This window comes from Acinetobacter sp. 1542444, from assembly GCF_000581835.1.
Taxonomy (GTDB): domain Bacteria; phylum Pseudomonadota; class Gammaproteobacteria; order Pseudomonadales; family Moraxellaceae; genus Acinetobacter; species Acinetobacter pittii.
Genome location: NZ_JEYA01000004.1, coordinates 257,823 through 282,074, shown reverse-complemented (window position 1 = coordinate 282,074; position 24,252 = coordinate 257,823). Strand labels below are relative to the sequence as shown.

General features: G+C 40.6%; 22 protein-coding genes. 13 read left to right on the top strand and 9 right to left on the bottom strand.

Annotated features, from left to right (window positions below; translation table 11 throughout):
* Positions 1 to 255: 255 nt before the first annotated feature.
* Entirely contained in the window at positions 256 to 1,965 is a 1,710-nt protein-coding gene (locus J580_RS16505) for a GGDEF domain-containing protein (protein ID WP_032004971.1), read from the top strand.
* Between the two features lie 38 nt (positions 1,966 to 2,003).
* On the opposite strand, the gene uvrA is transcribed toward J580_RS16505, so the two are convergent.
* Complete coding sequence (uvrA, locus tag J580_RS16500; RefSeq protein ID WP_032004969.1) at positions 2,004 to 4,835, bottom strand: excinuclease ABC subunit UvrA; 2,832 nt, start codon at positions 4,833 to 4,835, stop codon at positions 2,004 to 2,006.
* 296 nt (positions 4,836 to 5,131) lie between these two features.
* On the opposite strand from uvrA, the gene J580_RS16495 reads away from it, so the two are divergent.
* The 4 genes from J580_RS16495 to J580_RS16480 all read left to right on the top strand — a co-directional run bounded on the left by J580_RS16495 (position 5,132) and on the right by J580_RS16480 (position 7,528).
* On the top strand, positions 5,132 to 5,734 hold the full coding sequence (locus J580_RS16495) for a TetR/AcrR family transcriptional regulator (protein WP_032004968.1): 603 nt from the start codon (positions 5,132 to 5,134) through the stop codon (positions 5,732 to 5,734).
* Positions 5,735 to 5,737: 3 nt separating this feature from the next.
* Positions 5,738 to 6,715: a zinc-binding dehydrogenase gene (locus J580_RS16490; RefSeq protein WP_032004967.1), complete on the top strand. Its 978-nt coding sequence runs from the start codon at positions 5,738 to 5,740 to the stop codon at positions 6,713 to 6,715.
* 65 nt (positions 6,716 to 6,780) lie between these two features.
* A complete protein-coding gene (locus J580_RS16485; protein ID WP_002122000.1) occupies positions 6,781 to 7,134 on the top strand; it encodes a DUF1304 domain-containing protein in 354 nt (117 codons plus the stop codon).
* Between the two features lie 52 nt (positions 7,135 to 7,186).
* A complete protein-coding gene (locus J580_RS16480; RefSeq protein ID WP_004789991.1) occupies positions 7,187 to 7,528 on the top strand; it encodes a GlpM family protein in 342 nt (113 codons plus the stop codon).
* Positions 7,529 to 7,570: 42 nt separating this feature from the next.
* On the opposite strand, the gene J580_RS16475 is transcribed toward J580_RS16480, so the two are convergent.
* The 3 genes from J580_RS16475 to tenA all read right to left on the bottom strand — a co-directional run bounded on the left by J580_RS16475 (position 7,571) and on the right by tenA (position 9,593).
* The gene (locus J580_RS16475; RefSeq protein ID WP_032004966.1) at positions 7,571 to 8,377 is read right to left on the bottom strand and encodes an SDR family NAD(P)-dependent oxidoreductase; all 807 of its coding nucleotides are present in this window, start codon (positions 8,375 to 8,377) and stop codon (positions 7,571 to 7,573) included.
* 103 nt (positions 8,378 to 8,480) lie between these two features.
* Positions 8,481 to 8,852, bottom strand: coding sequence for a MerR family transcriptional regulator (locus J580_RS16470; protein ID WP_005078608.1), 372 nt, complete (start codon positions 8,850 to 8,852; stop codon positions 8,481 to 8,483).
* Between the two features lie 66 nt (positions 8,853 to 8,918).
* On the bottom strand, positions 8,919 to 9,593 hold the full coding sequence (gene tenA, locus J580_RS16465; protein ID WP_005066884.1) for a thiaminase II: 675 nt from the start codon (positions 9,591 to 9,593) through the stop codon (positions 8,919 to 8,921).
* A gap of 262 nt (positions 9,594 to 9,855) precedes the next feature.
* Between tenA and J580_RS16460 the strand changes: the two genes are divergently transcribed.
* From J580_RS16460 to ssb, 3 genes are all read left to right on the top strand, one after another.
* Positions 9,856 to 10,938 (top strand): DUF475 domain-containing protein, encoded by a 1,083-nt coding sequence (locus J580_RS16460; RefSeq protein WP_005066886.1) that lies wholly within the window; start codon positions 9,856 to 9,858, stop codon positions 10,936 to 10,938.
* 146 nt (positions 10,939 to 11,084) lie between these two features.
* A complete protein-coding gene (locus J580_RS16455; protein ID WP_005078603.1) occupies positions 11,085 to 12,449 on the top strand; it encodes an MFS transporter in 1,365 nt (454 codons plus the stop codon).
* 51 nt (positions 12,450 to 12,500) lie between these two features.
* Complete coding sequence (gene ssb, locus J580_RS16450; RefSeq protein ID WP_005066890.1) at positions 12,501 to 13,088, top strand: single-stranded DNA-binding protein; 588 nt, start codon at positions 12,501 to 12,503, stop codon at positions 13,086 to 13,088.
* 40 nt (positions 13,089 to 13,128) lie between these two features.
* On the opposite strand, the gene J580_RS16445 is transcribed toward ssb, so the two are convergent.
* The gene (locus J580_RS16445; RefSeq protein WP_002117414.1) at positions 13,129 to 13,452 is read right to left on the bottom strand and encodes an AzlD domain-containing protein; all 324 of its coding nucleotides are present in this window, start codon (positions 13,450 to 13,452) and stop codon (positions 13,129 to 13,131) included.
* Positions 13,449 to 14,144 carry an AzlC family ABC transporter permease gene (locus J580_RS16440; protein ID WP_032004965.1) on the bottom strand — a complete coding sequence of 232 codons (696 nt, stop codon included), beginning with the start codon at positions 14,142 to 14,144 and terminating at the stop codon, positions 13,449 to 13,451. Before J580_RS16440 ends, J580_RS16445 begins: the two co-directional genes overlap by 4 nt.
* 68 nt (positions 14,145 to 14,212) lie before the next feature.
* Between J580_RS16440 and J580_RS16435 the strand changes: the two genes are divergently transcribed.
* Together J580_RS16435 and J580_RS16430 are read left to right on the top strand one after the other, a co-directional pair.
* Positions 14,213 to 14,761, top strand: a complete 549-nt coding sequence (locus tag J580_RS16435; protein WP_002117406.1) for a helix-turn-helix domain-containing protein — start codon at positions 14,213 to 14,215, stop codon at positions 14,759 to 14,761.
* Between the two features lie 305 nt (positions 14,762 to 15,066).
* Positions 15,067 to 16,509: an amino acid permease gene (locus J580_RS16430; protein ID WP_002117418.1), complete on the top strand. Its 1,443-nt coding sequence runs from the start codon at positions 15,067 to 15,069 to the stop codon at positions 16,507 to 16,509.
* Between the two features lie 64 nt (positions 16,510 to 16,573).
* Here J580_RS16430 and J580_RS16425 read toward each other — a convergent pair whose 3' ends face one another.
* A complete protein-coding gene (locus J580_RS16425; protein ID WP_032004963.1) occupies positions 16,574 to 18,073 on the bottom strand; it encodes a PLP-dependent aminotransferase family protein in 1,500 nt (499 codons plus the stop codon).
* 156 nt (positions 18,074 to 18,229) lie between these two features.
* Between J580_RS16425 and gabT the strand changes: the two genes are divergently transcribed.
* Positions 18,230 to 19,522 (top strand): 4-aminobutyrate--2-oxoglutarate transaminase, encoded by a 1,293-nt coding sequence (gabT, locus tag J580_RS16420; RefSeq protein WP_032004962.1) that lies wholly within the window; start codon positions 18,230 to 18,232, stop codon positions 19,520 to 19,522.
* On the top strand, positions 19,519 to 20,967 hold the full coding sequence (locus tag J580_RS16415; RefSeq protein WP_000615686.1) for an NAD-dependent succinate-semialdehyde dehydrogenase: 1,449 nt from the start codon (positions 19,519 to 19,521) through the stop codon (positions 20,965 to 20,967). The genes gabT and J580_RS16415 overlap by 4 nt, the downstream gene beginning before the upstream one ends.
* Before the next feature lie 104 nt (positions 20,968 to 21,071).
* Here the strand turns inward: J580_RS16415 and J580_RS16410 are convergent, their stop codons facing one another.
* A complete protein-coding gene (locus J580_RS16410) occupies positions 21,072 to 22,046 on the bottom strand; it encodes a LysR substrate-binding domain-containing protein (RefSeq protein WP_032004961.1) in 975 nt (324 codons plus the stop codon).
* A gap of 20 nt (positions 22,047 to 22,066) precedes the next feature.
* Entirely contained in the window at positions 22,067 to 22,693 is a 627-nt protein-coding gene (gene ycaC, locus J580_RS16405) for an isochorismate family cysteine hydrolase YcaC (protein WP_002052204.1), read from the bottom strand.
* A 277-nt stretch (positions 22,694 to 22,970) separates the two neighbouring features.
* Here ycaC and J580_RS16400 point away from each other — a divergent pair, with 277 nt between their 5' ends.
* Positions 22,971 to 23,843, top strand: coding sequence for a pirin family protein (locus J580_RS16400; protein WP_032004959.1), 873 nt, complete (start codon positions 22,971 to 22,973; stop codon positions 23,841 to 23,843).
* Positions 23,844 to 24,252: the final 409 nt, after the last annotated feature.

Genomic DNA, 24,252 nt, shown 5'->3' with positions numbered 1-24,252 from the left:
AGGACAAGTAAATACTGTTTTTACTATCATGATTAAAAATCTTTAATCTGTAAAATAGAGTTTTTTTATAAAAAGCATTCAATTTTTCGATTCATTTTGTTATTTAAGCTGACAAAATTTAGAGATCGTATAATTATTAAAAAAGAAATGAAGGGGTTAATAATGAAATTTTAGTTATTAGAATGCTAGGATGGATTTAAGCCTAATTTATATCGTATTAAAAATGGCAGGACATTTACGGAGTACCAGCTAGAAATGTCAGGATTACGTTCAGAGCATATTAGTAATCGACTGTTCCTTTTTATGCTGGTTATTATTTTATCCTTATTATTCATGGCAGTACCTCTTATTGTAGGAAGCTATCAGGATTATATAAAAACTAGACAAGCCCTAGCTGAAATAAAAAGTTTAAGAGCAGTAGCCGATATTGCCTATAAAGTTTCTAAGGAACGTGCTCCTGCCAATAAAATGATGTCGAGTGGTCCTCATGATTTAGTAAAAAATCAGCAAGAACTAAAAAAGTTTCGTTTAATCGTTGATGCGCAAATTGATACAAGCATTTTAATTTTAAAACAAGCTGGTTATGTTTCCTTAGCCAATGAGCTGCAAACTAATTTTAAAGAAAATCTTAGACAAGCCCGACATGTGGTTGATTATTACGGTGAAACTCCATATACAGCAAGAACTTCTGTTCAACTGGATAATGCCATTTTAGGGATGTTTGGCGCATGGGATAATTGTAGGGAAATACTGCAAAAACTAATGTTGCAGTTAAAAAGTAAAGATAGCCGTATCTCTAATTATTTTACGCTTATTATTGTGCTGACTGATATGCGCGATCAGGCTGGACGTATGGCATCTAACATTATTGCTCCCGTCAGTTTTAATGAAGAGATTCCAAGTAATAATCGTGCACGTTCATTACAAACTCAACATCAAGCTAGATATTTATGGATTTTGGTCGATACCTTACAGCCTGAACAGGCAAAAACTCCAGAATACCGTCGGTTATATTCTAGAGTGAAAACGGAGTTTATAGATCAGGGTATTCCGATTGTAGAAAGGCTATTAGAAGAAAGCCAAAAGAGCGAACCATATTTTTTAAGTGGTACACAGTTAACCGAAGCAATTGTAGGTAAATTTACCACTGTGGTTGATTTGCAGAGTTATATTCTTAATGAGAGTGTAGTCATTGCCACTCAGGAAAATGCAATTGCTCGAAATGGTTTCTTTTTAACTTTATTTATTTCTCTAATTTCTTTGGCCACTGCATTACTTACTCTGATATATGCGCAAAGACGAGTATTTTCGCCTTTAATTAAAGCGAGAACTTTAATTTTAGATTTATCGCATAGTTCTGATCATTGTAAAGATGAGATGAATGTCGCCACCAAAGGTGAATTTTTTTCCTTATTCGAAGCAATTGACCGATTACAACGTATGTTGCAACAACGGGACGCTTTTGAATTTCAGTTAAAGAATATTGCCAATACTGATCCACTCACCGGAGTCTCCAATCGTTTAGCTTTATCTGAATATTTAAAAATTGTTGAAAGTTACCCTCAAAAATTTACGCAAACCTGTTTAATGATTATTGATATTGATCGTTTTAAACAGGTGAACGACCAATACGGCCATATTGTAGGTGATCGCGTCATTGTCAGTATTGCCGAGCAATTAAAGCAAAATATTCGTAGTTCGGATTTAATTGTTCGTTATGGGGGAGATGAGTTTTTAATATTATTAGAACAGGTACAATTTATAGATGCTCGCCTTTTAGCAGAGAAAATTCGTATTGCAATTTCTTTAGAAGAGATTGATTTATCTGGTTCAGATGAAAAATTGCATGTCTCTGTCAGTATTGGCTTTGCCATCGGAGCGGCGAATTGGATAGATCTTTTAGAGAAAGCTGACCGTTCGCTATTAAGAGCAAAAGCCCGAGGACGAAATGCAGTTGAGGGATAAAAAAGCCGGAAATAAATTCCGGCTTTTTATTTAATGAATCACTTCAACATCGGTTTTAAGAAACGACCTGTGTGGGAAATCTCAACCTCAGCTACTTGTTCAGGTGTACCTTCGGCAATGATCATACCACCGCCTGAGCCACCTTCAGGGCCTAAGTCCACAACCCAGTCGGCTGTTTTAATCACATCAAGGTTATGTTCAATTACCACAATGGTATTACCCTTGTTACGTAGCTCATGCAAAATATCGAGTAACTTGGCAATATCATGGAAATGTAGACCTGTTGTTGGTTCATCCAAGATATATAAAGTTTTACCCGTATCTCGTTTTGCTAACTCACGTGCGAGTTTTACACGTTGTGCCTCACCACCAGAGAGAGTGGTAGCAGCTTGACCTAAACGAATATAGCCTAAGCCCACCTGAGTTAAGGTTTCTAAGCGGCGGTGGATGACTGGAATGGCACTAAAGAACTCAGCAGCATCTTCAACAGTCATTTCTAAAACATCAGAAATATTTTTGCCTTTATAGCCAACTTCAAGCGTTTCACGGTTATAACGTTTACCATGACACGCATCGCATGGCACGTACATATCTGGTAAGAAGTGCATTGCGACTTTAATCATGCCGTCGCCTTCACAGGCTTCACAGCGTCCGCCTTTTACGTTAAAAGAGAAACGACCAGCACTATAACCGCGGGCTTTTGCCTCTGGTGTTTGTGCAAATAACTCACGGATTGGTGTAAATAGACCTGTGTACGTTGCGGGATTAGAGCGTGGTGTACGTCCAATTGGGCTTTGGTCAATATCAACAACTTTATCTAGATGTTGAAGCCCATCAATCGAGTCAAACTTTTCAGCGGTTAAGGTTGTTGCACCATTGAGCTGTGTAGCTGCTAATGGAAGCAAAGTACGGTTAATCAGGGTTGACTTACCTGAACCTGAAACACCCGTGACACAAGTCATAATTCCGAGTGGGATGGTTAAATCGACATTTTTTAAGTTATGACCTGCTGCACCTGAAAGTTTGATGACTTCATCTGGACGTGGTGATTCAGTACGTTTTTTTGGCACTTCAATTTTGAGTTTGCCAGAAAGATATTGTCCTGTAAGTGAGTCGGCATGTTTAGCCAACTCATCATAAGTACCTTCAGCAATAATTACACCGCCGTGTACACCGGCACCTGGACCGATATCAATAATATGGTCAGCAGCACGGATTGCATCTTCATCGTGTTCAACGACTAATACCGTGTTACCTAAATCACGTAAGCGAATGAGCGTTTGCAATAAACGATCATTATCGCGTTGATGTAGACCAATTGAAGGTTCATCGAGCACATACATGACGCCCATTAAACCTGCACCAATCTGCGAAGCTAGACGGATACGCTGCGCTTCACCACCAGATAAGGTTTCTGCAGAGCGAGCCAGACTTAAATAATTCAGTCCAACACTCACCAAGAAATGTAAACGCTCTCGAATCTCTTTAAAGATTTTATCTGCGATTTCGCCTTTAGCACCTTCAAGGTTTAAGCCTTGATAGTAGCTTTCAGCATCACCAATCGACATGCGGGTAATGTCAGCAATGGTTTTGTCTTTCACACGAACATGACGTGAAATTTCATTAAGACGTGAACCATCACATGCATCACACGCTGCATTAGAAAGGTACTGAGCTAAATCATCACGTACATAGTTACTTTCAGTTTCACGGTAACGACGTTCAAGGTGCGGCAAAATTCCTTCAAATGGTTGCACGCGAGTGTGTTTGCGGCCACGTTCGTCGATATAGCTTAAATCAACTTTTTCTTTGCCCGTACCTTGTAAGAATTTCTTTTGAGTATCTTTATCTAGCTGATTCCAAGGCGTATCAAGTTGAAAACCAAAATGATCGGCAACTTTTTGCAGCATCGAATAATAATATGGACGCTGACGATCCCAACCACGGATTGCACCTTCACTAATCGCAAGGTCAGGATTTGGAATGAGCTTTTCAGAACTAAAATGACTGCGTGTACCTAAACCATCACAAACAGGGCAGGCACCAAATGGGTTGTTAAATGAAAACAAACGTGGCTCAAGCTCTGCGACAGCGCGATCACATTCAGGACACGAGTGCTTTGCAGAAAAAACACGATCAGGATGTTCACCATTCATCCACGATAAAACAGCAATATCGCCACCTAAACGTAGTGCGGTTTCAAATGATTCGGCAATACGGTTACCTAAGTCTTCACGTACTTTGAAGCGGTCGACTACAACTTCGATGGTATGTTTTTTCTTTTTGTCGAGTTCTGGTGGTGTATCAATATCAATGATTTCACCATCCACACGAGCACGAACAAAACCTTGACCTTGTAGTTGTTCGAACAGGTTGCTGTACTCACCTTTACGCTCACGAACGACAGGAGCAAGCAACATGAGTGCTGTGCCTTCCTCAAGCGTTTTTACCGCATCGACCATTTCAGAAACAGTTTGCGCAACCATTGGTAAGTCATGTTCAGGACAATAAGGTGTACCGACACGTGCATAAAGCAAACGCAAATAGTCATAAATTTCGGTAATCGTACCAACGGTTGAACGTGGGTTATGACTGGTAGATTTTTGCTCAATGGCAATCGCTGGTGATAAACCTTCAATCGAGTCAACTTCAGGTTTTTCCATTTGCGATAAAAACTGACGGGCATAGGCCGAAAGTGATTCGACGTAACGGCGCTGTCCTTCGGCGTACAAGGTATCGAAGGCAAGAGAAGATTTTCCTGAACCTGATAACCCCGTAATTACCACAAATTTGTCGCGTGGAATATCGAGAGACACATTTTTTAAATTATGGGTACGTGCGCCTCGAATACGGATATGACTTTGGCTCATAAAACATCTCAATTATGTATTGATGAAAATTTAGGTGTTGATTGCTCAGTCACAGAGAGGTGTGACTGGTTATAAACAACAGACCCTATATATGATAACGATTTAAAATTGTTCAAGTGGTACAAAATGATTTAAAGCGACAAATTGTGACGGTTAAACGACAATCGACAAAATTTGTTTAATTAAGCAGGTTGTATTTTTAACATTCCTTACTTCAGATTTCTACTCTAAGCAAATTTTAACCAGCAACATAACTTTACTAGACGACTGGTCTAATAGTTGTTTATGATGTTTGCATGAAACGATTAAATAAAAGTGAAACCACACGACAACACATTCTAGATACCAGTTTTGAGCTGGTACTACGTAAAGGTTTTGTCGGTGTTGGTTTGCAAGAAATCTTAAAGGCTTGTGACGTACCCAAAGGTTCGTTCTATCACTACTTTGCTTCGAAAGAGGCGTTCGGCTGTGCGTTGCTCGAGCAATATATGGCTGATTATAAAGTTCGTATGGAACAACTCTGGCAGCACAGTGAGCGAAGTGCCCATGCCCGTTTAATGGCCCTATGGCAGGCATGGATTGATGATCCCGTAAACGGTAGTTGGGCTGAAAACTGTCTGATTGTGAAGTTGGCGGCAGAGGTTTCTGACTTGTCAGAAGACATGCGTCAAATTCTCAATGATGGCGTGCACAAACTAACGCAACGTTTGGCTTTGCTACTCAAAGAAGGGCAACAAGAAGGATCAATTCCAAAACATATTGAGCCTTTAAAAACTGCGCAAGTCATGTATCAGTTATGGTTAGGTGCTGCTTTACTCACAAAATTGTCGCAAGACAAAGCACATCTACATCTAGCTTTAGAAACGACCCAACAACTCATAAAACCGATAGAGGAGTAAAGAATGCGAAGTATTATCCATGGTAATTTTGGCGAGCCTGTAGACGTTTTAGAGCAGGCGGATATGCCTAAGCCAGAACCAAAAGCAGGCGAAGTGCGTATTAAAACTATCATGTCTCCAATTCATAATCATGATGTATGGACAGTACGCGGAAGTTATGGTTATAAACCAACCTTACCTGCGATTGGTGGCAGTGAGGCAGTTGGTATTGTTGATGCGTTGGGCGAAGGCGTTACTCATGTACAGGTAGGGCAACGTATTGCAGTTGCGGCTGTGCATGGCAGTTGGGCTGAATACTTTATTGCACCAGCGCAAGGACTTATTCCACTCAATAATGAAATTGATGATGAAACTGCAGCACAGCTGATTGGTATGCCAATCAGTGCTCTCATGCTACTCGACTTTGTAAATGTTCAACTGGGTCAATGGCTCATTCAAAACACGGCAAATGGTGCAGTCGGTAAAACAGTTGCGATGATTGCTCAGGCACGTGGCTTACCTGTAATTAATTTAGTTCGTCGTACTGATGCGATTGCAGAGATGCAAGCATTAGGTATTCAGCATGTTGTTGCGACTGATCAGCCTAACTGGAAAGAGCAAGTTAAACAGATTCACGGCGACCAACCTCTTATTGCTGGTGTGGACTCGATTGGAGGAACAGCAAGTGGCGAAATGCTGAATTTACTCAGTGAAAATAGCCTACTCGTTTCGTTTGGCAGTATGACTGGCGAAACCATGCAGATTTCATCGGGTGATTTGATTTTCAAACAAGCGACAGTAAAAGGTTTCTGGGCGAGTGTGGTCAATAAAGAAATGCCAGCAGCTCGTAAAAAGGAACTGATCGTTGAGCTGCTAACACTAGCGACTCAGAAAAAATTAATTCTGCCTGTAGAAGGTGTATTTAGTTTTGATGAGATTAAAACTGCTGCTCAAAGAGCAACGCAAGGCGCTCGTCAAGGCAAAGTATTACTAAAGCCGTAAAACACTAAAAGATCAGTCGAGAGACTGATCTTTTTTCATATCTTTAAAATAAAAAGGAAAATCGTATGATCGGACAAATTTTAATTGCACTTATCGCAATATTACATGTCTATATTTTAGTGTTAGAGATGTTTTTGTGGGACAAACCCTATGGCATGAAAGCCTTTGGAAATAATGCCGAAAAAGCAAAACTCACCAAAGTCATGGCACAGAACCAAGGTCTTTATAATGGCTTTTTAGCGGCGGGGTTATTTTGGGCTTTATTGGCTGATGCACCATTTGCAACATCAATTGCTAATTTCTTTTTAGGCTGTGTACTGATTGCAGGTATTTATGGCGGTCTGACTGCCAGCAAAAAGATTATTTATATTCAAGCAGTTCCTGCTTTAATTGCTTTGGTCGCTGTTAATTTTCTTTAAAAAGCGCAAAATACAGCGTTTTGAAATGGAAATAACCAGATAGGATCAGCGCATGTGGGCGTTATTTTTAAAATGTATGTTGGGGGCTGGGGTTGTCCTCATTATTTCGATTTTATCGAAAAGTAAGGCATTTTATATTGCAGGTTTAGTCCCACTTTTTCCTACCTTTGCTTTGATTGCTCACGTGATTGTTTATCAGCAAAAAGGAGCCGAGGCATTACAAAAAACGGCTCTGTTTGGTCTATGGTCACTTATTCCTTATGCTATTTATTTAGTTGCCGTTTATGTACTGGCAACACGCATGTCGATGTGGTCGTGTCTAGGATTAGCAACTCTATGTTGGGTCGTAGCTGCGGCAGGTTTAATTTATGGCTGGCAGCTATTTCAACATTAAAAGATTAAGAGAAATCCCTTAATCTTTTAAATTGAACTATTTTTATGAATGCTCAACAACACGGGTTTTGAGCATACCTTCAACTAAATTAATCATCTTTTGGCGAGAAAGAATTCGGGGCAATTGAGACGTCAAATAGTTGCTACATCCCACCACAACTGTTGCTTTATTCTTATCTAATGCTTTAACCGTTGCAGACACAACGTCCTCAACTGTAGAGCTTTTCATACCACTCGTATGGGCATTTGCGACCTGAGTAAAATTGGTTTCGGTATTGCCCGGACAAACCGTCAGAAATTTAACTCCTGAAGAGCCGTATTCTCCTGCAAGAGCCTCAGTAAATTGCAATACATAAGATTTAGTTGCCCCATACACAGCAATATAAGGCAGAGGTTGAAACGCACCTGTAGATGAAATATTAATCATGATGCCTTTTTTGTTCGCAAGCATGTGGGGCAAAAATAAATAACATAAAGACGTTACACTGCTGATATTTAGCGTAATCATTTCTTGATAAATAGATACAGATTGATCTAGAAATTTAGTCCATTTACCAAATCCTGCGTTATTAATTAAAATCTCTACCGATAATTTTCTAGCTTGCACTTCATCAAATAAGTTTTGAGCTGAATTGGGTTGAGCTAAATCTAAGACGATCACCTCAACATTCACGTTATATTTTTTTTTAAGTCCATCGGCTAAATCATTCAGCTTCTGTTCGGAGCGTGCCGTTAAAATGAGATGAATTCCTAAAGACGCAAGTTCTTGAGCATAGGCTTTGCCTATTCCTGAAGATGCGCCTGTAATTAATGCTGTTGAATTTTTAAATGTAGAAAGGTGAGTGCTCATTTTATTTATCCGTAATAAAAGAAGCTATTACCATAAACCTTGTCCCTAAGGGCAGAGTCAAGCACTCATTTTGAAAGCTATTTTTAGATTTTAATAAACTGTTTTAAGCAGAAATCTTATTGGTAATATAAGTTTGAATAATCTCATCTTCTAGTTGTTTTAAATCTTTTTGCAAACGGCTTAAAGCTTCTTTTTGCTCAATAATTTGTTGGTTCTTTTTTTGAATAAGCTGTTGTGCAATTTCTACAGGAAAACGATTATTTTTATATTTTAAAGCTGACAGGTCATAAAGCTCGGAAAGGCTAAATCCAACAGCTTGTGCAAGGCGAATCATCTTAACCGATTGAACATCAATCTCTTCATAAATACGATAATTGCCTTTTCTTTTTGCGACTGGCAGTAAGCCTAATTTCTCATAATGCCGAATGGCCTTAGGAGTGGCTCCAGTCAAAGCCGCTAATTCGCCGATATACATATCTGTCTCGCATTTTATTGAAAATCGATCAGGCTATTAAGTGCACTGACCGATTCTTTTGAAGTTTTAAATATGGTCTAAACCTAACCACTGTCTTTGGTGATAGGCACTATCCCAAAATAACCACTCAAGTTTTGCACCCATCGTATAGGCTGCATGCATTTTTTCTAAAGTATCTGCATCACAACGTGCTGCAACTTTATCTACTGTCGCAATCACATTACGAACAGCTGTATGGAACTCTTCACCTGCATAGGTATCAATCCATGCTTGGTAAGGGTTATTCGGAATTGATTTATTTACAATATCTTTGCCAACTTCGGCATAAATCCAGAAGCAAGGTAAAAGCGCAGCAAGTACAACGGGGTAGCTTTCAGACCAAGCAGTTGCTGTTAAAAATGAAGTGTAGTGGTGGCCTGCCAAAGTTAATGGTGTATTTTTAAATTCTTCTTTGGTTACTCCAAAGTTTTTCATGAAGTCATCATGCAAACTACGCTCCACCACAATCGCAATTTTAGCTGCATCTGAAAATTGCATAATATCGTCAGCCTCAAAGGCCTTTGCTGCTGCAACAGCAAGCACACGACCATAGGCCACTAAATATTGAGCATCTTGAATAACATAATGACAAAAAGCTTCTTTATCTAAAGTACCGTTAGCAAGTTCCTGATTAAAAGGCAGGTCGAGAATTTTTTGATATAAATTTAAATTGCGTTGCCAAAGTTCTTGAGAAAAAAGCATAAAAACATTCCATTTAAATTAAGACAGCTGAACCAGATTTTAAATCAATTTTAAAATACAAAAATAATAATGATAGATATATCGAAAGAAAATATTTAATACGATTAATGAGTTAATTAAATATTATAAATTTCTTTATTAAACAGAGAGATAAAGTAAAGGGAATAACGGCACAAAACAACATCGTTTTGTGGTTAATTATCGATATAATAGCGGCGGTTTTTAAGAAAGATTAAATTTATTCTTGGTATAGGTCTGATCCATGAAGCATTTCCGATTTTCGATATTTTTTACGGTGGTGTGTTTAGCACTATCCGCGTATTGGGGTTTTACCCATGGACCTGAAGCGGGCGTGTCTACCATGCTTAAAGCTTTAACAATTACAGCCATTTTAGCTGTAATGGAGGTCTCTTTATCTTTTGACAATGCTGTCGTAAATGCATCGGTTCTACGTAATTGGGATCCGTTCTGGAAAATGCTCTTTTTAACGGTAGGTATTTTAATCGCCGTTTTTGGTATGCGTTTAATTTTCCCGGTGGCGATTGTTGCGGTGACTGCGGATATGGGAATGATTGAAGTAGCTAAATTGGCACTCAATGATCCGAAAACCTATTCTGAACGTTTAATGGCACATCACGCTGAAATTTCGGCTTTTGGTGGAACATTCCTATTACTGGTGTTCTTAAACTTCTTCTTTGATGAAGAAAAAGAAACCCATTGGTTCAGATGGCTTGAAGCTAAACTTTCTAGTTTAGCAAGCGTACCGGCAATGTCTGTCTTTATTGCTCTAATTGCGATGTTAATTATGGCAGCAAATGTTGATGAGTCGCAGCGCCTTGTGGTGACTATGGCTGGTATTTGGGGCATTGTGGTTTATATTGGCGTTGAAGTATTAAGTCATATGTTAGGTGGTGAGCCTGAAATTGACGAAGATGGCAATGCTATTATGAAAGATGGATCGGGCGCGGCTTCTGGCGTAGTTAAAGCGGGTATAGGTGGTTTCTTATATCTTGAAGTATTAGATGCATCATTCAGTTTTGATGGCGTGATTGGTGCTTTTGCAATTACTAGCGATGTTGTCGTGATTATGCTGGGCCTTGCGATCGGCGCTATTTTTGTCCGTTCAATGACAGTTTACCTTGTTGAAAAAGGCACACTAGATGCCTATGTGTTCTTAGAACATGGTGCGCATTATGCGATCGGTGCTTTAGCATTCATTATGATTGCAAGTGGTACAGGCGTACATGTACCTGAAGTTGTTACTGGTTTAATTGGTGTAGCGTTTATTGTTTGGGCGGTTATTGCTTCAATTCAATATTCAAAGCGCGAGCAACAATCGCCTTAAGCTAATTTTCAGTAAAGTTCGATAGAATGAAGAGGCTAAATGCCTCTTTATTTTTTTAAGCCCAAATCGTTATTTTAAATAAGGTGTTCCGTATTTTTAGAAACGAATCGGCTTATAATTTACCTAGTTTGATAACGTGTATTGATATGATGAATGCTTTGGAACGTCGCTCAACTTTTGCCTTAAGTAGTATTTTTGCGCTACGCATGTTGGGCTTGTTCATGATTATTCCTGTCTTTTCTGTAGTTGGGCAGTCATATCAATATGCGACTCCAGCACTCATTGGTTTGGCTGTAGGGGTTTACGGCTTAAGTCAGGCGATTTTGCAAATTCCATTTAGCTTACTGGCTGACCGTTTTAGCCGTAAACCACTTGTGGTCTTTGGTCTATTACTGTTTGCGATTGGTGGTGCAATTGCGGGTTTATCTGACACGATTTATGGCGTAATTATTGGTCGTGCCATCGCTGGTGCTGGTGCAGTTTCAGCAGTCGTGATGGCGCTTTTAGCCGATGTGACACGTGAAGAGCAGCGTACTAAAGCCATGGCCGCGATGGGCATGAGTATTGGTCTGTCTTTCGTGGTCGCTTTTAGCCTTGGGCCTTGGCTCACAAGCCTTGTGGGCATTTCTGGTTTGTTCTTTGTGACAACCATTATGGGCTTGATTGCGATTGCGATGTTATTGCTTGTACCTAAAGTCACTCGTCATCATCGTAATTATCAGCAAGGCTACATGGCGCAGCTTAAGCAAGTCATTCAAATGGGTGATTTAAACCGTTTACACGTTTCGGTTTTTGCATTGCATTTATTGCTGACAGCCATGTTTATTTATGTGCCTTCACAGCTCATCGAGTTTGCGCATATTCCTTTGGCGAGCCATGGTTTGGTGTATTTGCCGCTGTTAGTCATTAGCCTGTTCTTTGCATTTCCAAGCATCATCATTGCTGAAAAATATCGTAAAATGCGCGGGATTTTCTTAACAGCAATTACAGGCATTATTGCAGGTTTGCTGCTGCTCATATTTGGTTATCAATCCAAATATGTATTACTTGCAGGTCTAGGTATTTTCTTTATTGCATTTAATGTGATGGAGGCTTTATTGCCTTCTTGGCTGTCGAAGTCTGCTCCAATTCAGTCAAAAGCAACGGCTATGGGCGTAAATGCCAGTAGTCAGTTTTTAGGCGCTTTTTTTGGTGGCACACTAGGTGGTCAATTATTGATGTTACATAATACTGCGATTGGATGGAGTGTCTTAGCAGGGATTGCTATAATATGGTTGCTAATTAGTTTTGGTTTAGCTCAGCCGCGGTATTTGTCATCAATTGTGTTGCCATTGCCGCAAGTGCAACAGGTGAATGAGTGGACCACACAGCTATTGGCAATTCGTGGTATCGAAGAAGTTGTGGTGATGCCTGACCAGCAAGTTGCTTATATTAAAGTCGATAAACAGTCTCTAGATGATGCTGCGCGACGTGATTTAACGCAGTTGTTCGGTAAAGAGGTAGCCATTTAAGCATAACTCTTATAAAGTAAAACATAGAAATGTATAGGATGAAGACAGCTAATGCGTGGTGTAAATAAGGTTATTTTGGTTGGTACTTTGGGTCGTGATCCTGAAACAAAAACTTTTCCAAATGGGGGCTCGTTGACCCAATTTTCAATCGCGACAAGTGAAGCTTGGACTGATAAAAATACCGGTGAACGTAAAGAACAAACAGAATGGCACCGTATTGTTTTGCATAACCGTTTAGGGGAAATTGCTCAGCAGTTCTTGCGTAAAGGTTCTAAGGTTTATATTGAAGGTTCACTACGTACGCGTCAGTGGACAGACCAAAATGGCCAAGAGCGTTACACTACAGAAATTCGTGGCGACCAGATGCAAATGTTAGATGCTCGTCAACAAGGTGAACAAGGTTTCGCTGGCGGTAATGATTTTAATCAACCACGTTTTAACGCACCTCAACAAGGTGGTAATGGTTATCAAAATAATAACAACCAAGGTGGCGGCTATGGCCAAAACAGCGGTGGTTATGGTAACCAAGGTGGTTTCGGTAATGGTGGAAGCAACCCTCAAGCGGGTGGTTTTGCTCCTAAAGCGCCACAACAACCGGCTTCTGCACCAGCTGACTTAGACGACGATTTACCGTTCTAATCAAAGTTGCAAAAAAGGCGAGTTTATCTCGCCTTTTTTATTATTCAATGCCAAGCAAACGTATCAGTGCCGTGCCAGCAGCTGCCAAGCAAATCACCAATAACAGCGGTACTTTTTTCCAAACCAAGAACAGTGCTAAGCCAACACCAAATATACGCGCGAACCCCGCAAAATGTTGACCTTCAAAAAATGTTGTCGTCACTGCAATCGCACAGAGCAAAACAGTCGCACCGTTTGAGAGTAAAACTTGGTATTTTTCAGAAAATGAGAACTTGGCACCCAAATGAAAACCAGCGAAACGAATCCCATACGTTCCAAGTGCTAGTAAGCCGATACCTAAAATAATTAGTAATTGTTGACTCATTTCTTTCTACCAAATATCAAGCCAAAAAGTGAAATCAGAATTGGAAGTCCTGAGGCCAAAAAAGGTGTGGTGATCAGCGCTAAAGTTGATCCGGCAAATGCAGCTTTTCGAGTAGATTTATTCTTTAAAGCATTAAAAGTAAGTGCAATTAAAATCGCTGGGAAAATGGCATCTAAGCCAAATGTTTTTGGGTCTGGAATAGCACTTCCAATGAAATACCCCGCCGTTACACCAAGTGGCCAACTGAGCATAATGCCTATACCACATAACCAGTAAGCAGCTTTTTTCGTCTCAAAATCGGGCTGTGCCATACCAAACAAAACGCTTTCATCGTTCATGATATGTGCCCCAAAATATCGAGAGAATTTGCCTCGGATTAGTTCATTGACTGCAATACCAAAAGGTAGATGTCTTAAATTGACGAGTAGTCCTGCAATGGCCGCTGCAATTGGGCTACCACCTACAGCCAAGAAACCAATAAAGATAAATTCGGCAGTTCCTGCGAGCACAAACACGGATAGGCAAAGCGGGATCCAGAGCGCTAAGCCATAACTTGCAGTAAGTGAACCTAAAGACATACCAACGACACTCGTCGCTAAGCACACAAAGAAAATCGAGCGGGTAGTGTCTTTACTTAGTTTTTTAATCAGAGAGTATGTGGACATAGCATGATATAACGAACGATTTTCCATTATAATGAATAAGTCTGATCGTTTTGTCAAAACGAACGATCGTTTTTTTTATAGAACGGATGTGGTGAATGTCTCAGCCAATTGAAATTATTGCCAAAGGTTTAACGCGTGAACGTCAAAGAGCAGGGCTTTCATTGGCAGAGGTTGCTCGTCGTGCAGGTGTTGCTAAATCTACATTGTCACAATTAGAGGCAGGGCAAGGTAACCCTAGCATTGAAACCTTATGGGCACTTTGTGTTGCGCTCAATATTCCATTTGCACGGTTGATGGAAGAACCAAGTAATCAAGTACAAGTCATTCGCTGTGGCGATGGGCCAACAGTGAGTTCTGAGATTGCCAATTACAAAGCAATTTTGTTAGCGACTTGTCCGCCACATGCGCGCCGAGATGTTTATTTACTAATTGTTGAACCAGGCGAAGATCGTCTTTCAGAACCGCATCCAGTTGGTTCTGTGGAGCATATTATTGTGGTTGAAGGTAAAGCTTTGGTGGGCTTAATTGATGAAGCTGTTGAGCTTGGTGTTGGCGACTATATTTGTTATCCAGCTGATCAAAAACATATATTTAGAGCATTAGAAACTGGTACAAAAGCATTATTAATTTCTGAACAAAATTAAAGAATTTGAAGCTGATTAAAATAAAAACTAAAAGCCATTTATCAGCATCCCCTACAAAAAGGGCCAATTTTGCGTATAAATTTTGCAATTGGCTCTCTCTTTTATTACAAAAATGGCTCTCGTTTCTTGAGTGCCGAAACGACAAATTAAAGCTATTGGAAGTATGCATACGGAAGCGCCGGATAAGCTCAGTGAATTTTCTGTTTTAGGAATTGGGCAGAACGGCTAAATTTTTAGGGGATATTTTTTGGCTTCGGAGGATTTCCGAGACTAGCCGATATCCTCCATATATTAAGGAAAATGATATGGCAGCTCATCAAAATGGTTCTGAAGCCAATCACTCCCAAAGTTTAAAACATGGACTCAAATCACGCCACCTGACTATGATCTCGATTGCAGGGGTTATTGGTGGTTCTCTATTCGTGGGCTCAGGCAGTATTATTTACAATACCGGACCTGTAGTTTTCTTAACTTACGCTTTAGGTGGTCTACTCGTTTGGTTCATCATGCGTATGTTAGGCGAGATGGCCGTTTTAAACCCTGATAGTGGCTCTTTTTCAACTTATGCTGACCGTGCGATTGGCCGTTGGGCAGGTTTCTCAATTGGCTGGTTGTACTGGTGTACTCTGGCCATGCTCATGGGGTGGGAAGCCTATGTGGCAGGAAAAATTCTAAACAATTGGTTCCCCTTTATACCGATCTGGGTCTATATGGTCGTGGTGATTGGCGCACTGGTTGTTGTTAATTTACAAAACGTGAAAAACTATGGTGAATTTGAGTTTTGGTTCGCCCTCATCAAAGTCATTGCGATTGTTATTTTCCTTGTGATTGGTAGTTTAGCCATCATGCATTTGTGGCCTTGGGGTAATCCGGCTGCTTCTGGTATTAGTAATTTAACCTCTCAAGGCTTTATGCCAAATGGAGGTTCATCTGTTATCACAGCTTTGCTTGGGGTGATGTTTGCCTACATTGGTGCTGAAATTGTTACGGTAGCGGCAGCAGAGTCGGCAAATCCATCGAAAGAAATTCGTAAAGCATCAAACTCGGTGGTTTGGCGAATTATTTTATTCTACGTAGGCTCTATGTTCGTTGCGGTATGTTTGATTCCTCACAACAATGAACTTTTGAAAGATTCAACTTGGGGAACCTATAGCGTAACGTTGTCTGCACTGGGCATTCCAGGGGCGCGCCATATCGTAAACTTTGTGGTTCTAACCTCAGTATGTAGTTGCTTTAACTCAGCTCTTTATACGTGTTCACGTATGTTGTTCTCTTTAGCTAAACGTGGTGATGCACCGAAAAGTTTTGGTTCTGTAAACAGTAAAAGCAGTCCTTGGGTAGGCGTGATTGTGTCATGCTTCTTCTCTGTAATTGCGGTAGTTTTAACTGCAACCGAGAGTATGAATGTTTATGACTTTTTCATGTTAACAACAGGCGCGGCAACACTGTATGTTTACCTGACTATTGCTTATTCTCAGCTTCGTATGCGTAAAAAGTTAGAAGCTGAAGGCGTGAAAATTGACTTTAAAATGTGGATGTTCCCTTATCTAACTTACGTGGTGATTTTTGCAATTATTGGTGCAATTCTTACCATGTTGATTGAAGGCACCTATTTTAAAGAAGTGATTTACACCACAGCTCTGTTCGGCATTATTGTGTTCTTCGGATTGTTGTCTGAAAAACTGGGTTGGGGTAAAGATCGTAGAGCGACCCATTTAACTCATAGTCATGAAGAAAAGTTAGTTTAAATTTTTAAATAGAAAAGAGCCTCACTGTGAGGCTCTTTTTGTTTGTTTTGATACGAGAGAATAGTTAATTTAGCGTAGGTACGCCTGCTTCACGTAAGCATTGAAGCAAGACGCCAAAAGCCATCACCATATCTTTTTCATTTACACAGGCAAAGCCCATGAGCAGTCCACGTTCGGCATGTGCATGCGACTGCATGTAATACTGCGAAAGAGGACGAACTTTAACACCACGTTCAAGTGCTGTGGCTGCAATGGCGACATCATCGCAAGAGTTCGGTAGTTTTAAAACCAGATGTAATCCTGCCGCTTCATCATATTCATGAATAAATTCGGGACCAAGGTAGCGTTGAATTAAGCTCACCAAGTAGTCACGGCGTTTACCATAGAGCAGGCGCATACGGCGAATATGCGCTTCATAATGGCCTTCACGAATAAATTCAGCGAGAGCTTTTTGCTCAAGCAAGTGTCCACCACGATAAAGCTCGGCTGCCACAATGCGTAATGGGGAAAATAACGGCTTAGGCACCACTAGATAGCCAATTCTTAAGGATGGATAAATGGTTTTACTAAACGTGCCCATGTACAGCACAGGCGCATCATTTTCTAAACCTTGTAAAGAGGGGTAAGGCTGCCCCGAGAAACGGAACTCACTGTCATAGTCATCTTCTACAATCCAGCTATTGTGCTGACGGGCAATCTCAATCAGTTTACGTCGGCGGTTTAGACTTAAATGAGAGCCAAGTGGATATTGGTGTGAAGGTGTAACAAAAATGAGTTTAGGCGGCTTGGCCGGATTTTCTTCGGGAATAATGCCTTCAGCATCGACAGGCATTGGTTGAATATCAAGGCCATTAATTCGTAACGTATTACGCATTCCCCAATAAGCTGGATCTTCAATCCAGATTTTATCTCCCATATCACTGAGCGCACGTGAGACTAAATCAATAGCTTGGTGAATGCCTTCGGTAATAATAATCTGGTCTGCATCGCACTGGACTGAACGCGCAACACGCAAGTAATCTGCCAATGCACTTCGAAGCTCAATACATCCACCTGCATTGCTATAAATCAGGCGATTAATATCGGGTTCGCGGCTTAAGCGTGCTTGAATACGACTAAAAATATGATGTGGGAACTCAGTCACATCCGGTGCTCCCGGCACAAAAGCGCCCCATTGGTGTGGCGACGCTGCTGCATAGCCTAATAAGTTGGAACCACGCTGCGATAGTGCATAGGAGCTTTGAGCTTTCGGGCTAGAAACCACTTTTTTCTTGTTTTGTGTATTTAAAAAACTCTCTGGTAATTTTTCGGCAACCCATGTGCCATGTCCTGTCCGTGCTTCTAAGTAGCCTTCAGCTTGTAGCTGTTCATAGGCACTAAGCACCGTATTTCTTGAAACATGAATTTCACTGGCTAAGTCGCGTGACGCAGGTAGACGAGTCTTGGGCTGGATGACTCCATCAATAATCGCACCACGCAGGCAACGGAAAAGGCGTTGATGTAGTTTCCCTTCAGTGTCCTGTTGGAGTCGTTGCAGCAAATGATCTCCAAGTAAACTACGCAATTGGCTCTCTCCTACAGTTAAAAAGTGGCTCTCGTCAGTTGGCATCAGACGAGCGAAATTACATGCATAGGCAGTCGTTGTAAAGCACCCTGAAAATTAAGCACAGGATGCAAAAAACCAAAGCTGCAACTGATGATGAAAATATGAGGGAATCAAATGGATAATCAACATTCTGCACTTAACGCACGTAAACAGCAAGCAACTCCACGTGGTGTAGGCGTGATGTGTCAGTGGTATGCGGAAAAAGCTGAAAATGCCACGCTTTGGGACAAGGAAGGCAACCAATTTATCGACTTTGCTGGTGGTATCGCGGTTTTAAATACAGGCCATCGCCACCCTAAAGTGATTGCAGCGGTGACTGAGCAACTCACTAAATTTACGCATACTGCCTATCAAGTAACACCATATGAAAGCTATGTCGCTTTAGCTGAGCGTATTAATGAACGCGCGCCAATTGCTGGTCCTGCGAAGTCAGCTTTTTTCACAACTGGTGCAGAAGCAGTTGAAAATGCGGTGAAGATTGCTCGTTCTTATACAGGTCGTCACGGCATTATCACTTTTGGTAACGGTTTCCACGGTCGTTCATTTATGACGATGGCAATGACAGGTAAAACGGCTCCTTACAAACGTGATTTCGGTGTAATGCCAGCGGGTGTGTTCCACGCGCGTTACCCAGTGCCTGCTAAAGGTATTTCAGTAGACGCGGCAATTGAAAGCGTTGAAGATATTTTCAGTGAAGATATTGCACCACATGATGTTGCGGCAATCGTACTTGAGCCAGTACAAGGTGAAGGCGGTTTCAATGTTGTGCCAGCTGAGTTCCTAAAACGTTTACGTTCAATTTGCGACAAGCACGGTATTTTATTGGTTGCTGACGAAGTGCAATCAGGTTTTGCCCGTACTGGTAAATTGTTCGCAATGAACTATTACGAGACTAAAGCAGACCTCATTACGATGGCGAAAAGCTTGGGCGGTGGTTTCCCTATTTCAGGTGTTGTTGGCCGTGCAGAAGTGATGGATGCACCAAACCCAGGTGGATTAGGCGGTACATACGCAGGTAGTCCGATTGCGGTTGCTGCTGCGCACGCGGTTATTGATGCGATTGAAGAAGAAAACCTATGCGACCGTGCAAATGAATTAGGTGCAGAGTTAGTTGTCGCACTTAAAGATATTCAGCAAGCAACAGGCGACGTCGTAACTGATATTCGTGCATTAGGTTCAATGGTTGCAGTAGAGCTTGAAACAGCTGAACAAGCAAAAGTTGTACAAAACTATGCAATGGAAAACGGGTTGTTACTTCTTACTTGTGGTAAATACGGTAATGTAATTCGTTTCTTATATCCATTAACCATTCCTGCTGAACAATTCCGTCAAGGCCTTGATATCTTGAAACAAGGTTTTGCAACTCTAAAAGCAGGTAGTGCAAAAGCAATGGAGCAATCTGCATGATTCAAAATAATTTGCAGTATTTATTAAAACATCCTGATATTTCATTAGAAGCACCTGCATCAAATGACTATATCGAAGTTAATGATGCTGCTACAGGTGAAACTTTGGCATGGGTAAAAACCTATGACCGTGCAGGAGTTGAAGCCGCAATTAACCGTTCAGCAAAAGCGCAGGCTGCTTGGAAAAAGCAAACTGCCTTGGCTCGTGCTGATGTGCTATTGGCATGGTACAACCTCATGCTTGAGCACAAAGAAAATCTGGCTCAAATCTTAACAGCTGAGCAAGGTAAGCCATTAGCAGAAGCACGTGGTGAAATTGGTTATGCAGCATCTTTTATACGATGGTTTGCCGAGCAAGCTCGCCGTATTGATGGTGAAGTGTTGACGCCAACCTTGCCAAACCAACGTCTGCTCGTGATTAAACAAGCGATTGGAGTTACTGCTGCCATTACGCCGTGGAACTTCCCTGCTGCCATGATTACGCGTAAAGCAGGTCCAGCCATTGCTGCGGGTTGTTCAATGTTGGTTAAACCAGCAGAACAAACGCCGTTAACCGCCTATGCACTTGAGGTATTGGCTTTACAGGCAGGTTTACCAGCTGATGTTTTAATTAACATTAGTGGTGATGCGGTTGAAGTGGGTAAAACCCTATGTGAAAGCGATATTGTTCGTAAGTTAAGCTTCACAGGTTCAACTCAAGTTGGCCGTATCTTGATGCAACAATGTGCGCCAACCATTAAAAAGCTTTCACTTGAACTCGGTGGTAATGCACCAGTTGTGGTATTTGACGATGCTAACCTTGAGCAAGCAGTTCAGGGCATCATGGCAAGTAAATATCGTAACAGCGGTCAAACTTGTGTATGTGCTAACCGTATTTATGTTCAAGACGGTATTTACGATGCATTGGCAGAGCGTTTGGTTGAAGCTGTGTCTAAGCTTAAAGTTGGCGATGGCCGTCAAGAAGGTTCAACTCAAGGGCCTTTAATTGATGAAGACGCGATTGCAAAAGTTCAGTCTCATATTGCAGATGCAACTGAGAAAGGGGCAACAGTTCGTATTGGTGGTCAGCGCTCGGCACTGGGCGGTACATTCTTTGAACCGACTGTGTTAACAGGCGTAACGCAAGACATGAAAGTGTCTAAAGAAGAAACTTTTGGTCCGCTTGCCCCACTGTTCCGCTTTAAAACTGAAGATGAAGCAGTGGCAATGGCGAACGATACTGAGTTCGGTTTAGCTGCTTATTTATTTACGCAAAGCACAGCTCGTCAATGGCGAGTAGGTGAAGCACTCGAATACGGTATGGTCGGCATTAACACGGGCGCGATTTCAAACGAAGTTGCTCCGTTTGGTGGCGTAAAACAATCAGGTCTAGGCCGTGAAGGTTCAAAATTCGGCATCGAAGAATATGTCGAAATGAAATACCTCTGCGTAGACTTATCTGAGTAAGGAATAAAGCGAGTTTGCTTTGTTCTGAACGAAAACATACAGTTATGCTGTATGTGATGTTTCACAAAAAACCGGTCATGCCCATTCATGACCGGTTTTTTATTTTAAGTCGATAGATAACCATCACGACTTTCAGGCAAACGCCTGAGTTCATCAATCAGCGTTTCAATGAGTTTTTCAACCACCAGACGCTGACCTTTTCTTGAAACATATACCAATTGCAGCGTACCAATATTCGACTTCCAGTCAGGAAGAATATGGATAAGCGTACCTTTACGAATTTCAGATTCGACGGTTAAAAAAGGAAGGTCGGCAATGCCTAAACCATCCATCACAGCATAGTAAACGCCTGCCAAATCATTACTTTTTATTCGTGGTTGATAAGGTACATCAACCGATTCACCATTACGAATATTGCATAAATGCCAAATAGGATTTTGTTTTTGAGTACCTAAGCTAATACTCGGAAAGTCCTGTAATTCAGAATAATGCTCAATAGTGCGGCCTTGTAATAATTCAGGCGAAGCCACCAGACAATGATCGGTTTTAATCACATCACGAACAATTAAATTCGAATCTTCATTGGGTTCAAAATTGGTACGAATCGCGAGGTCGATGTCATCATGCAAGATATCTACTCGACGGCTGGTTAGCTCGAGTGCGATTTCAACTTTGGGGTAGGTTTTTAAAAACTGATTTAAAATTTTTCTAATTTGAAAATGCATCATTAAAGGGGGGCAACTTACTTTTACTAGACCTTGAGGCTCACTTTTTTGCTTTAATAACACGTTTTCTGCACATTCAACTTGAGTAATAACTTTGCAGCATTCCTCATAAAACTCTTGGCCTAAATCGGTCACTTTAAAATGGCGTGTTGTTCTTTGAATCAGGCTGACATTAAATTTATTTTCAAGGTCAATAATGCGTCGGCTGAGCTTAGATTTACTAATATTTTCAGCATCACTGGCCGCACTAAAGCCGCCGTGTTTTACGACCAAATAGAAATAATAAAAATCATCAAAAGAGCTTATCAATGTCCGATCAATCCATTTAAATTTAAGATTAGAGCGCTTAAGCACTCTAATCTTGTCAATAGAACTTATTTTTGTGAGGTATTGAAGCTATAGCTTGTCATCAGGTTGCGGTAATCAGGAATATGATTTGAGAACAACGCACCTAAACCTTCCACATCATTACGCCAGTCGCGGTGTAATTCACAAGCCATGCCAAACCAAGTCATCAGCTGAGCACCTGCTTTTGACATACGATCCCAAGCAGCATCACGTGTTAATTCGTTGAAAGTACCAGAAGCATCAGTAATCACAAACACTTCAAAGCCTTCTGCGAGTGCAGATAGTGCAGGGAATGCCACACAAACTTCAGTCACCACACCTGCAATAATCAGTTGTTTTTTACCTGTCGCTTTAACTGCTTTTACGAAGTCTTCATTGTCCCAAGCGTTGATTTGACCAGGACGTGGAATAAATGGTGCATCTGGGAAAAGTTCTTTTAGTTCTGGAACTAAAGGACCGTTTGGACCATTTTCAAAACTAGTCGTAAGAATAGTGGGTAAATTAAAATATTTTGCTGCATCTGCAAGCGCTAATACGTTGTTTTTAAATTTATCTGGGTCGATATCTCGAACTAAAGAAAGTAAACCTGCTTGATGGTCAACTAAAAGAACCGCAGCATTATCCTTGTCTAAACGCACGTAATCTTGAGCCATTTTTTATGTCCTCGTGTTATCAAAATAAATAATCAAAAATTATTGAGTAGGTCGTTATTGCCTAAAATTATGCTAGTTGAGTTTTATGTCGTGATTAAGTCTAAAAAATAGGATTAAGAATTTTAAAAATAGGACGATCTTAAAAAGAGCACATTAAATTCTATGATTGTCTCATAGATGAAATAATGTGTTGCTAATCCAGATCTATAAACTGCAATTATTGAGGCGTAAAATCAATACCAGTTCAAGAAAATCCTACATATATAGGAGAGATCAGATGAAGAAATTTCTTGGTGCATATCAAAATAACCACATGCATTGGGTGGGTGATGGTTTCCCTGTATATAACCTATTCTCTTATGACCGTTTAGGCCAAACCCTAAGCCCATTTTTGCTACTCGATTATGCAGCGCCTTATACATTCTCGCCAACAACTGAACAGCAAGGTGTAGGTTCGCATCCTCACCGTGGCTTTGAAACAGTGACCATCGCCTACCAAGGTGAAGTAACTCATAAAGATTCAAGCGGCGGCGGCGGAACCATTAAAACTGGTGATGTGCAATGGATGACTGCGGGTGCAGGCGTGTTGCATGAAGAGTTCCATTCTCCTGAATTTGCAGAGCATGGTGGTCTTTTTGAAATGGTGCAATTGTGGGTAAATTTACCTGCTCATTCAAAAATGACGTCTGGAAAATACCAAGCGATTGAAGCGAAAGATATTCCAGACATTGCACTAGACGAGCACGGTAGTCATTTACGTGTGATTGCAGGTGAATATGCAGATGCAAAAGGTGCTGCAACTACATTTAGTCCATTAAATGTATGGGACGGTAAATTGGTTAAAGGCCAAAAACATACCCTCTATGTACCTGAAGGTCACACCACGCTTGTTGTGATATTAGATGGCGCGGTTGTGGTTAATGATGCAAATCGTCTGGAAGGTAAAACCGTTGCGATTTTATCTCGTGAGGGTGTTGAGTTTAGTTTAAATGCAGAAGAAGACACTAAATTCTTAGTGTTGACTGGACAACCACTCAATGAACCAATCGAAGGTTATGGTCCATTCGTAATGAATACCAAAGCTGAGATTATGGAAGCGATTAATGATTTTAATCGTGGAAAATTCGGTTCAATCATGCAAGAAGCATAAATTGCCGAATTGCATTTGAATAACCTCTAAAAACAAAGTAATAAAAAGCCCGCTATCAAGTGTGAATAGCGGGCTTTTTCGCTGTAAAGATTCTGTTTTTATGATGGTTTTCATTGTTGTTGCGGCATTGTTTTATGTGATTTGCTTCTCATTATTATGAGTTAATAATATATTAAAAAAAGATTCTTGTAAAACAAATGATATAAAAATAGTTAAATTATCTTATTTTATTTAAAAGATTTTTTTTAAATTTTCAAAAAATATAAGGTTTTATCGACTTCTCTGATTTTGTAAAAAAATATAAAAACTTGATCTGCTTAGCAGCTAAATATTTTCTATATAAATTGATGCAAAAAATAAAAATCTGGTAGTTTTTAATACGGTGTTTTTTTGGGGTATGAGTGATAAT